Here is a 12,786-nt window from a genome sequence, read left to right as displayed (position 1 = left end):
AGGATGCCGCGCCGCGCGCTCGTAGCGTCGGGACATGACCACAGATGCGAGCTTCGTGACCCTCGGACACTGGGCGGTGCGGACCATCGAACCGGACGCCTCGCTGCGCGAGCGTGAGCTGTTCGTCGGCGGCGCGCCAGACGTCGACCACTGGATCGTGGGTCTCGACGAAGGCGGGCGGCTCGCCCGGCTCGGGTGCTTCATGAACCAGGAGACCGCCGAGCAGGCAGCCGAGCGGATCCGGCTGATCGCGAACGCGGAGGTCCCCGGCCGCGGCACGGGGGAGCGCGCCTTCATCGAGCCGGCCGGGCACACGAGCGTGCTGTGGTGCGTGCTCGACGAGGACGGCGCCCGACCGGGCACGCTGCTGTGCGTCGGACCCTCACCGGACGGCAGCGAGTACGGCATGCTCGGCATCGACCATCCCGAGCAGCAGTTCTTCGGATGGTTCGATTCGCAGGAGTACGCGGAGCAGTTCATCCGGTTCATGGATGATCTGCTCCAGTTCACCGAAGATCGGGTGATCCACTGATGTGTGGCACGCGCACGGCGCCGCGAAGGCCCGCACCCCGGGTGGGATGCGGACCTCCGCCGCCGGTCAGTCGCCCTTCACGTTGACGAGCTGACGCAGCGTGTGCCGGATGGTCACGAGGTCGGCCGCGTCCTCCATGACCCGGTCGATCGGCTTGTAGGCCGCCGGGATCTCATCGAGGAACGCGTCGGTGTCGCGGTGCTCGATCCCCGCCATCGCCTTGCGTAGCTGCTCGTGGGTGAACAGCTTCCGCGCGGCCGATCGCGAGTGCTCGCGGCCGGCGCCGTGCGGCGACGAGTTGAGCGACAGCGGGTTGCAGAGGCCCTCGACCACGTACGACGCGGTGCCCATCGAGCCCGGGATGAGACCCGGCCGGCCGAGGTCGGCCTGGATCGCCCCCTTCCGCGACACCCACACCTCGCGGCCCGCGTGCTTCTCCTTCTCGGTGAAGTTGTGGTGGCAGTTGATCCGCTCGTGCTCGATCACCTGCTCGCCGACGAACTCGCCGAGCTGGCGCGCGACGCGATCCATCATCTCCTCGCGGTTCAGCAGGGCGAAGTGCTGCGCCCACCGCAGCTCCCGGATGTACCGGGTGAACTCGGGCGTGCCCTCGGTGAGGTAAGCGAGGTCGGGGTGCGGCAGGTCGATCCACCACTGCTTCGCCGCCCGCTGCGCGACGCCGATGTGGTGCGTGGCGATCTTGTTGCCGACCCCGCGCGATCCGGAGTGGAGGAACATCCAGATCCGGTCCTCCTCGTCGACGGAGACCTCGATGAAGTGGTTCCCGGATCCGAGCGACCCCAGCTGCAGACGCCAGTGACCCGCGTACTTCGCCGGATCGAACTCGGCGCGCTCGGCGAGCCGCTCGAGCTCGGCGACCCTCGGCTCGGCGGTGGCGACGACCTTGCGGTTGTCGCGTCCGGCCGACAGGGGGATCGCGCGCTCGATCGCCTCGCGCAGCGGCGCGAGGTCGCGTCCGGCGAGGTGCTCGCGGGTGAACTGGGTGCGCACGGCGATCATGCCGCAGCCGATGTCGACCCCGACGGCCGCGGGCATGATCGCGCCGAGCGTCGGGATCACCGACCCGACCGTCGCGCCCTTGCCCAGATGGGCATCGGGCATGAGGGCCAGGTGCGGGTGGATGAACGGCATCTGCGACGAGACGCGCGCCTGCTCGAGCGTGAGCTCGTCCAGAAGCGACGCCCACGACAGCAGGTGCTTCGAGAGCCTCTCCATGATTCCTTTCCTTGTGTGTGGAGGGAGGGCGGCGGGTTCGGTGATCCGGGATGCCCTCCCGCGCGTACGCAGAAAGAAACGCCCCGGACCTTTCGGTGCGGGGCGTGAAGTCAGCTGAGGCTGGCTAGACGACCTGCGCCGGAGGGCACGACTCGTCGCGGTTCTGGGGGTTGTCCAGAACCGGCTTGAGCTGCTGATTCGCGCTCACGAGCGTCCTCTCGGCCTGCCTTTTCGTCCCGTGCCGGTCGGCACGGACTTGCCACCGTATCGGCGACACGCCCGGGATGTCAACGGACGGGTGGGGTCGGCGGGCCGGGCGCTTGGTTGTCGGGGCGTGTGCTCGGTCGTCGGGCCGGGTGCTCGGTTGTCGGATCGGCGGGGCTGGTGATGCGTATGGGACGTGCGTCGCAACATCCGCACCATGGATCCTGCGACTGGGCGGGCGGTCCTGCGACTGGGTGCGCGTCCTGCGCAGCTCCGGTGGCATGGGATGCCGCGGGCGCCCGTCACGCCGGCAGGAGGCCCCAGTCGTCGAGGACCTCGATGAGGACGCGCGACACCGCCTCGGGAGCGTCCCACGTCACCATGTGGCCGGCGTCGGGGATGACGTGCTCGACGACCCCCTCGGCGGCCGCCCACCGCGCCATGGCCGTGGCGATGTTGCCGGTGCGATCCCGGGCGCCGCGGAGGAGCGCGAGCGGCACAGGGGAATGGAAGCCGGGATCGGGCGAGACGAACGTCGTCGTGGCCTTCCAGACGTCGAGGAAGCGGCGCTTGGGCATGCGCGCGAAGACGGCCTCCGTGCGGGCGACCGCATCCGGCGACTCTGCCGAGGCCCGTGCCATCAGGCCGGGGAGGGTGCGCGCCGGGATCAGCGACAGCACGGGCGCGGCCACGCGCACCGCGAGGCGCTCCGGCCCCGAGAGCGCGCCCGCGTTCCAGGCGGAGTCGAGAACGATCACTCCCGCCACGCGCCCTGGGTGCCTGCGCGCGAAGGCCTGCGCGAGATTGCCCCCGAGCGAGTGCCCGACGAGCACTGGCGACTCGACGCCGCAGGTGTGCAGCAGCGCGTCGAGATCGTCCAGGGCGTCGGCGGCGGTGAACCGTGCGCGGTCCGCGAGGGTTTACTGCCCGTGCCCGCGCAGATCCCAGAGGATCACGCGGACCCCGCGCCGCGCGAGCGATGCCGCCTGCGCGTCGAACATCGAATGGTCGACGCCTGCGCCGTGCGTCAGCACGACCACGGGCTCGCCGGCACCGCTGTCGGCGAACGCGATGTCCGCGCTCGGGCGGGTGAGGTGGCGATCGAGGCTCATCAGGCTTCGAAGGTAAAGGAGATGACGGCGCGCCGATGAAGCCGACGCCGCGGCCGGTCTCTCGTCCACAGGTTGCCGTTCACGCGAGTTATCCACCGATTGGGACGTTTTGTGGTGTGACCTGGGGATAGAGGGTCGGAATGTCGGTGGTCGGCGAGATGCTTGGGTCATGAACTTCCTCAGCGAATTCCGGCGATGCGTCGACGCGGTGGCGTCGGCCGCGCCGTCGGACGTCGCCGAGATCCTCGGGCTCTCCGACGACGAGGTCGTCGAGGTGATGCAGGGGGCGGCGGCGCTTTCGCGGGTCGGAGACCGTGTGGGCGCGATGGCGGCCGGCGTCGCCGCCACCCGCTCGCGGCAGGCCGACGGGCACGGGGGCCTCGCGCAGTCGCGCGGGCACCGCAACACCGTCGCCCTCGTGCAGGAGCTGTCCGGCGGGTCCCGGGGAGAGGCAGCGCGGCAGGTGCGCCTGGGGCAGTCGCTGATGGAGGGTGCCGATCCGGTGGATCCCGCCGCCGAGGAGGCCGCGCCCGCCGCCCCGCCCTGGCATGCGCCGCTGGGTGACGCGCTGTCGCGCGGCGGTCTGTCCGCGGCGCAGATGGATGCGATCCTGCGCGGGTTGGGGACACCGCCGGAGAGCGGTGAGGAGGTCTGGCGGATCGCGGCCGAGCAGCTGCTGCTCGAAGCGTCGCACCGCACGGTCGAGGATCTGCGGCTTGCCGCCCAGGGAGTGCGGGACGAGCTCGATCCGGAGGGGGCCGAGCAGCGGTTCCTGGCGCGGTTCGAGCGGCGGATGTTCCGGATGTGGACCGACGAGGACGGTGTCCACCACGCCAAGATGGTGTTCGACGACGAGGGCGGCGCCGCCGTGCGGTCGGTGATCGACGCCGCCATGCGGCCCCGCCGCGGCGGGCCCCGGTTCGTGGATTCCGCGGAGCGGGAGCGGGCAAAGAGGCTGGTCGATGACCCGCGCACCAACGAGCAGCTCGCCTACGACGTGCTCCTCGACGTGCTGCGCGCCGGGGCCGTCGCCGACGCCGAGAAGGTGTTCGGCACCCGGCAGCCAGGGGTGCGGGTGGTGATCGTCAAGGACGCCCCGGTCGGGCACACGGAAGACGGGGGTCACCCGCTGCCGGCGCCCGCGGTCGAGCAGGCGATCTGCACGACCGGCTTCTGCGAGGTCACCGTCGACCCCGCGGGGAACCCGCTGGACGTCGGCCGCGAGCAGCGGCTGTTCACCGCGAAGCAGCGCATCGCCCTCGCCGTCCGTGACGGCGGCTGCGCCTGGCCCGGCTGCTCGATGCCGGCGTCCTATTGCGAGGCGCACCACATCGACGAGTGGAAGGCGCACGGCGGCCGAACCGACATCGGCCGCGGAGTGCTGCTGTGCCGGTTCCACCACATGAACCTTCACCACCGCAGGCACCGGATCACGCGCGAGGGAGCAGGGCCATTCGTGCTGCACCCGCCAGACGGGCCGCCCGTCGAGCTGCGGCCGAAGTCACCGCGCCGGTGGATGTGGAGCCCCCCACCCCGGGCGGCGTGAGGGGCGGCGTCCCGTTCGTCGCTGAGCGGGCGACGCGAGTCGAAACGGAGCAACCCGGTCGTGGGTCGAGGGGCAAAGGCGAGGGGGCGGCCTTTCTCCCTCGGCGGTTGAGCGAGCGAAGGGGGGCGGGCGGCTCTTCTCCCTCGGTCGTTGAGCGAGCGAAGGGGAGTGGGCGGCTCTTCTCCCTCGGTCGTTGAGCGAGCGAAGGGGAGTGGGCGGCTCTTCTCCCTCGGTCGTTGAGCGAGCGAAGGGGAGTGGGCGGCTCTTCTCCCTCGGTCGTTGAGCGAGCGAAGGGGAGGGGCGGCTCTTCTCCCTCGGTCGTTGAGCGAGCGAAGCGAGTCGAAACGGTGCAACGTGCTGGCGGGTCGTGCCAAGGGGAGGTCGAGGCGTTTCGGCTCCTCGCCGGTGCGTCGATCACGCACCTCCGCGATCCGGCCCGCCACGCGAAGGGGCGCCCCACCGATTCAGCGGGGCGCCCCAGGGAACGCGGCAGGCAGCGGGCTACGCCAACTCGACCAGATGGTCGGCGTAGGCGCGGGTGGTCAGGAAGGGTCGGAACCCCTCCGAGAGCGCCACGTCGCGGAACACCTCGGCCGCGTCGTCGAAGCGGTCGCCGTCGTGGCGGTCGACCTCGGCGAGCACCTCATCCACCAGCGACGAGACGTACTCGCGGGTGATCGGCGTCCCCTCCTCGGTCGACTTCTCCTGACGGATCCACTGCCAGATCTGCGAGCGCGAGATCTCGGCCGTCGCGACATCCTCCATCAGGCCGTCGATCGCCACCGCGCCCTGACCCCGCAGCCACGCCTCGATGTAGCGAAGGGCGACCGACACGTTCGCGCGAACACCGGCATCCGTGATCGGCCGGCCGATCCAGAGGTTCAGCAGGTGCCGCTCGTAGACCTGCACATCGTCGCGCTGGCGGTCCACCTGGTTCGGGCGGTCGCCGAGCACGGCGTCGAACTCCGCCCGCGCCACCGGGATCAGATCCGGGTGCGCCACCCACGTGCCGTCGAACCCGTCCCCGGCCTCACGCCGCTTGTCCGCCGCGACCTGCTCGAGGGCGCGGGCGTTGGCCTCCGGGTCCCGCCGGTTCGGGATGAACGCGCTCATCCCGCCGATCGCGTGGGCGCCGCGCTTGTGGCATGTCTTCACGAGCAGCTCGGTGTACGCCCGCATGAAGTCGACGGTCATCGTCACCTGGTTGCGGTCGGGCATCACGAACCGCGACCCGCGCCCCCGGTAGGTCTTGATGATCGAGAAGATGTAGTCCCACCGGCCCGCGTTGAGCCCCGCGCAGTGGTCGCGCAGCTCGTACAGGATCTCCTCCATCTCGAACGCGGCCGGCAGGGTCTCGATCAGCACCGTCGCCCGGATGGTTCCGTGCCGGATCCCGAGGTACTGCTCGGTGAACGTGAAGACCTGATCCCACAGCCGGGCCTCCTCGGACGACTCGATCTTGGGCAGGTAGAAGTACGGCCCACGCCCCTGATCGATCAGCGCCTGAGCGTTGTGGAACGCGTACAGGCCGAAGTCGACGAGCGAACCGGACGCCGCCATCGTCCGCCGGTAGCGGTCGGTGAAGTGGATGTGGTGCTCCTCGAGGTGCCACCCACGCGGCCGCATCACGATGGTGGGCGTCCGCTCGGCCGTCACCTCGTAGCGCTTGCCCTCGGGCGATGTGAACGACAGCTGCCCGCGGATGGCGTCGCGCAGCGACAGCTGGCCGCCGATGACGTTGCGCCAGGTGGGGCTCGTGGCATCCTCCTGGTCGGCGAGCCAGACGTGGGCGCCCGAGTTGAGGGCGTTGATCGTCATCCGCGGGTCCGTCGGCCCCGTGATCTCGACGCGGCGGTCCTCCAGGCCGGGGCCGGGGCCCGCCACCCGCCACGAGGAGTCCTCGCGGATGCGGGCCGTGTCGTCGCGGAACCGCGGGTCGCGGCCGTTGCCGATCTCGTAGCCGTGGCGCATCCGGTCGGCGAGGCGGTCGTACCGCGCGCCGGCGAACAGCTCGTGAAGCGCCGCGACGAACGCGAGCGCCTCGCCCGTGAGGATCTCCTCGTAGCGCTCGTGCAGCGGGCCGACGACGGTGAGCGTCGGGGTGATGCGGTCGGGCTCGGGCTCGGCGCGGAACGCGCGGGGCGGGGGAGCGATGTCGGTGATGGTCATGATGTCCTCCAGAGAGTCTCGAAATGGATGAACCTGGTTCGGCTCAGTGGAACTGGTCGGCCTCGGTGGAGCCGACGAGGGCGAGGGTGGCGCTCGAGGGGTTGAGCGCCGTCGACACGTGGTCGAAGTACCCCGTGCCGACCTCTCGCTGGTGCTTGGTGGCGGTGTAGCCGTCGGCCTCGGCCGCGAACTCGGCGTCCTGCAGCTCGACGTACGCCGTCATTCCCGACTCTGCGTACTTCCGCGACAGCTGGTACATCGAGTGGTTCAGCGCATGGAAGCCGGCCAGGGTGATGAACTGGAACCGGTACCCGAGCTCCGCCAGGTCGTCCTGGAACGAGGCGATCTGCGTATCGGTCAGCGCCCGGTGCCAGTTGAAGCTCGGCGAGCAGTTGTAGGCGAGCATCTTGCCCGGGAACTCGGCGTGCACGGCCGCGGCGAACTCCCGCGCGAGCTCGATGTCGGGCGTGCCCGTCTCGACCCACAGCAGGTCGGCGTACGGGGCGTACGCGAGGCCGCGCGAGATGACCGGCTCGATCCCGTTGCGCACCCGATAGAAGCCCTCGCTCGTGCGCTCGCCCGTGGTGAACGCGCGGTCGCGCTCGTCCACGTCGCTCGTCAGCAGATCCGCCGCGAGCGCATCCGTGCGGGCGATCTGGATGGTCGGGACGCCGGCGACGTCCGCCGCGAGACGGGCCGCGTTGAGCGTGCGGATGTGCTGCTGCGTCGGCACCAGCACCTTGCCGCCCAGGTGGCCGCACTTCTTCTCGCTCGCGAGCTGGTCCTCCCAGTGGATGCCCGCCGCGCCCGCCTGGATCATCGAGTGGGCGAGCTCGTACGCGTTGAGGGGCCCGCCGAACCCTGCCTCCGCGTCGGCGACGATCGGGGCCATCCAGTCGCGCGTGCGCTTGCCCTCGGCCGTCTCGAGCTGATCCTGGCGCAGCAGCGCGTTGTTGATGCGCCGCACGACGGCCGGCACGGAGTTCGCCGGGTACAGCGACTGGTCGGGGTACGTCTGACCCGACAGGTTCGCGTCGGCCGCGACCTGCCAGCCCGACAGGTAGATCGCCTTCAGCCCCGCGCGCACCTGCTGCACGGCCTGGTTGCCGGTGAGGGCGCCGAGGGCTCGGACGTACTCGTCCGAACCGAGCCGCTCCCACAGCAGCTCGGCGCCGCGGCGGGCGAGCGTCGCCTCCTCGCGGACGCTGCCGCGGAGGCGGATGACGTCCTCGGCCGTGTAGTCGCGGCGGACGCCGTTCCACCGCGGGTCGGCGCTCCACTCGAGGCGGAGGTCGTCGGCCGTCTGGACCTGGTCGCCGGGACGGGCCGGCTGCGAAGGGGTGCTCATCATCGTGCTCCTCGTTCTGGGTGGATGCCCGCGGAAGGGGCTGGTGAACCCACGATGCGCGAAGGACGCGGCATCCGAACCAAAGTCGTGCGCAGAAGATCCGTCCTCTTTCTGCAATCCGGATCTCTGTGGCAGAATCTCCGGCATGCAGCTCGATGAAGAACTGGACGAAGCGGACGCGCTCGCGGTCGGACGACGGATCCGCCAGCTCCGCGGAGAGCGCGGGATGACGCTCGAGGCGCTCGCCGCTCAGGTCGGCCGCGCGCCGAGCCAGCTGTCGATGATCGAGAACGGCCGGCGCGAGCCGAAGCTCTCGATGCTCCGGGCGATCGCCAAGGCCCTCGGCACCACGATGGACGCGCTGCTGCAGGCCGAGCCGCTCGACGAGCGCGACGCGCTCGAGATCGGCGTCGAGCGCGCGCTGCGCGGCGCCCGGCTGCAGGCGCTCGGGATCAGCCCCTTCCGCATCCCGAAGTCGACCCCGGATGACGTGCTGCGCACCATCCTGCGCCTGGCGGGGGAGATCGACCGGCTCCACGACGAGCGCTCGGCCACGCCCGAGCAGGCGCGGCGGGCGAACGTCGAGCTGCGCAAGCTCATGCGCCGGCAGGGGAACCACTTCCCCGAGCTCGAGAAGGCCGCGCACGAGCTGCTGCGCGCGGCCGGGCACACGGACGGACCGCTGACCCAGCGCGCGACGAGCGACATCGCCTCACACCTGGGATTCACCATCCACCACGTGCCCGACCTGCCGCAGACGACGCGCAGCGTGCTCGACCTCAAGCACGGCCGGCTCTACCTGTCCGACCGGCACCGCGGCGACCCGCGCACCGCCGTGCTGCAGGCCCTCACCGCCCGCGTGCTCGGGCACGCCGAGCCGACCGACTACGCCGAGTTCCTGCGCCAACGCGTCGAGCAGAACTACCTCGCCGGCGCCCTGCTCATGCCCGAGCAGCACGCGGTCGAGGTGCTGCAGGACGCGAAGAAGCGCAAGGCGATCTCGATCGAGGACCTCCGCGACACCTACTCGGTCTCGTACGAGACCGCCGCGCACCGGTTCACGAACCTCGCGACCCGGCACCTCGGCATCCCGGTGCACTTCCTGAAGGTTCACGAATCGGGGACGATCACGAAGGCGTACGAGAACGACGACGTGAACTTTCCCTCGGATCAGCTCGGCGCGATCGAGGGGCAGATGTGCTGCCGCCGGTGGACGAGCCGGGTTGTGTTCACGATGGACGACCGCTTCAACCCGTACTACCAGTACACCGACACGGGCAACGGCACGTACTGGTGCACCGCGCGCGTGGAGCACTCGGCCCAGGGCGCGCACTCGGTCAGCGTCGGCGTGCGGTTCGAGGACACCAAGTGGTTCGTCGGCCGCGACACCCCCAACCGCGGGCTGTCGCGCCACTCCGTCGAGGTGTGCTGCCGCCGCCCGCCCGCCGATCTCGAGGAGACCTGGCGCGACGGCGCGTGGCCGCACGTCGGCACCCCGCGCACGCTTCTGGCGACCCTGCCGACCGGATCCTTCCCGGGCGTCGACACGACCGAGGTGTACGAGTTCCTCGAGCGCAACGCCCCGGTCGGGTGAGGCTCGCGGGGTGCCGCCGTCAGGGGAGGCGCGACGGAAGTGCGCCTGCCGGCGGCGCGAGGCGACATCCGCACCCCGTCCCCTGAGGTCGGGACGCGCGGTCGGTGCTGGGTGCGAGCCGGATCGGACGCGCAGGGCCGCGTGATAAAGTCGCCCTTTGGAAGCGTGTCCGAGCGGCCGAAGGAGCATGGCTGGAATCCATGTAGGCGGGGTAACTCGTCTCGCAGGTTCAAATCCTGTCGCTTCCGCTCTCAGCAGCCCCGCACCGGCATCCGGTGCGGGGCTTCTCCCGTCTCATCCGAAGCGACCGAGCCGAGGCCGCGTGTCCGTGCGAGCCGTCATCTCGACTCGCTCCGCTCGCTCGATAACCGGGGTGGGGGCAAAGGGCCTGTGCCGCCGACCGGTTGCTGAGCGAGCGCGAGCGAGCCGAAGCGACCACGCGAGGCCGCGGGTCCGTGCGAGCCGTCATCTCGGCTCGCTCCGCTCGCTCGATAACCGGGGTGGGGCAAAGGACCTGTGCCGCCGCACCGGTTGCTGAGCGAGCGCGAGCGAGCCGAAGCGACCGACCCGAGGCCGCGTGTCTGTGCGAGCCGTCATCTCGGCTCGCTCCGCTCGCTCGATAACCGGCAGATGCACACGCCGCACCTTTGCCCCGCCCACCGGTTGCTGAGCGAGCGCCAGCGAGTCGAAGCGACCGGCCCTACGCCGCTCGCTCGATAACCGGGGTGCGGGCGCTCAGCGGCTCGTGACGCGCGGGCGCACCGCCAGCGACCGCGGCAGCAGCGAGGCGCGCAGGCGCTCACGCCCCGCCGGAAGCAGCGCGTGGCGCACCCGCGTGAGCGAGCGGGCAAGATCCGGCCCCGCCGATCCGTCCGGGGGAGCGAAGCTCGCGCGCTCGATCGCCCTCACCAGCGGATCCAGGATGTCCGGGGCGACGCCGTTCTCACGGGTCAGGTGCGCGGCGAACGCGCGCGGCGACTCGCTCTCGTCCACGGAGTAGCCGGCGTCGATCACCAGATCCTGCAGCTCCCGCCAGGCGGCTCCCGCGTCGCCGCGGCGCGCGGCCGCCAGGCGGACGGTCCAGCGGACCGCGCGGACGGCGGCGGGCAGCGCCAGCAGGATGATCGCGCCCACCGCGATCGCGAGCCAGCGCAGCAGGTCGGCGGGGTTGAACGCCGCGCCCGTCGGAGCGCCGCCGGCCGCGTCGCCGCGGTCGACGTCGCGCGACGAGGTCGGTGCGGGCGTCGGCGCCGAGGACGGGGCCGGGGCGTCCGACGGCGTGGTGCCCGGCGCGGTCGCCGAGCGCAGCGACGTGGGAGACCCGAGCCCGACGGTCGGCTCGAACGGCACCCAGCCGATCCCGTCGAGGTACGCCTCCGGCCACGCGTGAAGCTGCGAGCCGAGGACCGCGTACACATCCTGGTCGTCGACCTCCTCGCCCGTCGCGTCGCCCGGGAGGAAGCCCACGACGACCCGCGAGGGGATGCCGAGAGAGCGCGCCATGACCGCGAAGGTCGAGGCGAAGTGCACGCAGTACCCGCTGCGCACGTCGAGGAACCGGTCGATCGCGTCCATCCCGGATCCGTCGAAGCCCTCCTCCACGGGGGCATCGAGCGAGTAGGAGAATCCGCCGTCGAGGCGGAACCACGACTGCATGGCGATGAGGGCGTCGTACGCGGTGGTGGCGTCGCCGATCGCCTCCAGCGCCGCGGCGCGGATGTCCTCGTCGACGCCGCCCTCGGGCAGCACCGTCGAGCCGGGATGGAACTCGGGATCGTCGCCGGGCGGGATCGCGAACATCGCATCGATCGGCCCGTCGCGCCGCGGCATGACCGCGCGGGCCTCCTCGCGGGTGATCTGCGGCTCCTGCGACGTCACGACATACCGCTGCCCGAGCGCGCTCGCCGACGCGCTGCGGACCGTGCGGTTCAGCCCGTCCGCGGTCCACTGACCCTGCACCCCCTCGACCGCCGTGGCCGGATACGGCACCGGCAGGTAGCTGCCGGTCAGGCGCGTGATCTCCACCGAGGTCGTCCGCTCCGTCACCTCACCGCCCCGCGCGAGAGGCGGGAAGGCGAGGTCGCTCAGCGGCGTGCCCTCATCCGGGGCCCATGTGATGCCGTCGAACCGGGTGAGGGTCGCGACGCGCAGGTACGGCGGCGAGGGGGCGTCGGTGCGCAGCCGCAGCACCTCGACGTCGGCGGGGCGGCGCAGGTCGTCGCCGAGGTCCAGCGTCGCCGAGATGGTCGAGGTGCGCCCGACGCCGCCGCCCGTGGGCGCCGCGAGCGGCACCATCGGCGACAGGATGAGCGCCGCCACGACCGACCCCACCCCGAGGATGCCCGCCCACGTCGACGCGACGGGGCCGGCCTCCATCCCGGGCCGGCGAGCGCGGATCTCGGCGCGGACGAGCCAGAGGATCGCCGCGATCAGGAACACGGCGGCGACGAAGTCGGGATCGCCCGGCACCGCGAGCTGCGGGATGGCGAACACCGTGATCAGCACCACGGCGGCAAGCAGCGGCAGGCGGACGTCGCGCACGACGTGCCCGATGCAGAAGGCGAGGAACCCGCCCGCCGCGATCAGCACGAACGCGAACTCGCGGCTGGGATCGATCGGGGCGACGCCCTCGACGACCTCCACCCCGACGAGGTCGAGCACCCGCGGCAGATCCTGGAGCAGGTCGAGGGTGGGAAGGAAGCCAAGCAGCGCGTCGTCGTGCCCGAGGGCCAGGGTCGCGCACACCGCCCACACCAGGAGCTCGCCCACCGCGGCGACGATGCCGGGAAGCCCCATCCGGCGCAGCAGATAGCCCGCGAACAGCACAACCAGGATGGTCGCGACCGCGCCGGGCATCCATCCCGGCTCGACGAGCCGGCCGATCGGCAGCATCGCGGCGATCGTGGCGGCCGCGACGCCGAGCGTCAGCTCGAGGTCGCCCCGCACGCCGCGGGGTGGCGTGCGACGCTCGTCGGGGCGGCCGGCCGGGCACAGTCGCTGCAGCGACTCGCGCGTGGCGGGGGGAGCCTCAGCGACCGGCATGCG

Annotated in this window: 8 protein-coding genes, 1 tRNA gene and 1 pseudogene; 4 read left to right on the top strand and 6 right to left on the bottom strand. The window is 71.6% G+C overall.

Annotated features, from left to right (window positions below; all coding sequences use genetic code 11):
- Window positions 1-34: 34 nt before the first annotated feature.
- Window positions 35-532 carry a hypothetical protein gene (locus ABD161_RS13775; RefSeq protein WP_344004093.1) on the top strand — a complete coding sequence of 166 codons (498 nt, stop codon included), beginning with the start codon at window positions 35-37 and terminating at the stop codon, window positions 530-532.
- A 66-nt stretch (window positions 533-598) separates the two neighbouring features.
- Here ABD161_RS13775 and ABD161_RS13770 read toward each other — a convergent pair whose 3' ends face one another.
- The 3 genes and pseudogenes from ABD161_RS13770 to ABD161_RS13760 form a co-directional block, all read right to left on the bottom strand.
- Window positions 599-1,768 (bottom strand): RtcB family protein, encoded by a 1,170-nt coding sequence (locus ABD161_RS13770; protein ID WP_344004090.1) that lies wholly within the window; start codon window positions 1,766-1,768, stop codon window positions 599-601.
- Between the two features lie 506 nt (window positions 1,769-2,274).
- A pseudogene (locus ABD161_RS13765) lies at window positions 2,275-2,865 on the bottom strand (alpha/beta fold hydrolase); the annotation flags it as partial.
- Between the two features lie 27 nt (window positions 2,866-2,892).
- The gene (locus ABD161_RS13760; RefSeq protein ID WP_344004087.1) at window positions 2,893-3,084 is read right to left on the bottom strand and encodes an alpha/beta fold hydrolase; all 192 of its coding nucleotides are present in this window, start codon (window positions 3,082-3,084) and stop codon (window positions 2,893-2,895) included.
- 169 nt (window positions 3,085-3,253) lie between these two features.
- Here ABD161_RS13760 and ABD161_RS13755 point away from each other — a divergent pair, with 169 nt between their 5' ends.
- Window positions 3,254-4,630, top strand: a complete 1,377-nt coding sequence (locus ABD161_RS13755) for an HNH endonuclease signature motif containing protein (protein WP_344004084.1) — start codon at window positions 3,254-3,256, stop codon at window positions 4,628-4,630.
- A 501-nt stretch (window positions 4,631-5,131) separates the two neighbouring features.
- Here the strand turns inward: ABD161_RS13755 and aceB are convergent.
- Complete coding sequence (aceB, locus tag ABD161_RS13750; RefSeq protein ID WP_344004081.1) at window positions 5,132-6,799, bottom strand: malate synthase A; 1,668 nt, start codon at window positions 6,797-6,799, stop codon at window positions 5,132-5,134.
- 43 nt (window positions 6,800-6,842) lie between these two features.
- Window positions 6,843-8,147 carry an isocitrate lyase gene (aceA, locus tag ABD161_RS13745; RefSeq protein WP_344004078.1) on the bottom strand — a complete coding sequence of 435 codons (1,305 nt, stop codon included), beginning with the start codon at window positions 8,145-8,147 and terminating at the stop codon, window positions 6,843-6,845.
- A gap of 145 nt (window positions 8,148-8,292) precedes the next feature.
- Between aceA and ABD161_RS13740 the strand changes: the two genes are divergently transcribed.
- Both ABD161_RS13740 and ABD161_RS13735 read left to right on the top strand, forming a co-directional pair.
- Entirely contained in the window at window positions 8,293-9,741 is a 1,449-nt protein-coding gene (locus tag ABD161_RS13740) for a helix-turn-helix domain-containing protein (RefSeq protein ID WP_344004075.1), read from the top strand.
- A 159-nt stretch (window positions 9,742-9,900) separates the two neighbouring features.
- Window positions 9,901-9,989 (top strand) — tRNA-Ser (locus ABD161_RS13735).
- A 487-nt stretch (window positions 9,990-10,476) separates the two neighbouring features.
- Here ABD161_RS13735 and ABD161_RS13730 read toward each other — a convergent pair.
- A complete protein-coding gene (locus ABD161_RS13730) occupies window positions 10,477-12,783 on the bottom strand; it encodes a transglutaminase TgpA family protein (RefSeq protein ID WP_344004072.1) in 2,307 nt (768 codons plus the stop codon).
- Between the last annotated feature and the right edge of the window lie 3 nt (window positions 12,784-12,786).

Origin of the sequence: Microbacterium paludicola (assembly GCF_039529675.1) — a bacterium.
GTDB classification, from domain to species: Bacteria; Actinomycetota; Actinomycetes; order Actinomycetales; family Microbacteriaceae; genus Microbacterium; species Microbacterium paludicola.
The sequence above is the reverse complement of the archived record's forward strand: the minus strand, read 5'-3'. Positions and strand labels throughout refer to the sequence as shown.

Coding starts and splice junctions, on each gene's coding strand:
- ABD161_RS13775 (WP_344004093.1), top strand. CDS start 35: ATGACCACAGATGCGAGCTTCGTGACCCTCGGACACTGGGCGGTGCGG.
- ABD161_RS13770 (WP_344004090.1), bottom strand. CDS start 1,768: ATGGAGAGGCTCTCGAAGCACCTGCTGTCGTGGGCGTCGCTTCTGGAC.
- ABD161_RS13760 (WP_344004087.1), bottom strand. CDS start 3,084: ATGAGCCTCGATCGCCACCTCACCCGCCCGAGCGCGGACATCGCGTTC.
- ABD161_RS13755 (WP_344004084.1), top strand. CDS start 3,254: ATGAACTTCCTCAGCGAATTCCGGCGATGCGTCGACGCGGTGGCGTCG.
- aceB (WP_344004081.1), bottom strand. CDS start 6,799: ATGACCATCACCGACATCGCTCCCCCGCCCCGCGCGTTCCGCGCCGAG.
- aceA (WP_344004078.1), bottom strand. CDS start 8,147: ATGAGCACCCCTTCGCAGCCGGCCCGTCCCGGCGACCAGGTCCAGACG.
- ABD161_RS13740 (WP_344004075.1), top strand. CDS start 8,293: ATGCAGCTCGATGAAGAACTGGACGAAGCGGACGCGCTCGCGGTCGGA.
- ABD161_RS13730 (WP_344004072.1), bottom strand. CDS start 12,783: ATGCCGGTCGCTGAGGCTCCCCCCGCCACGCGCGAGTCGCTGCAGCGA.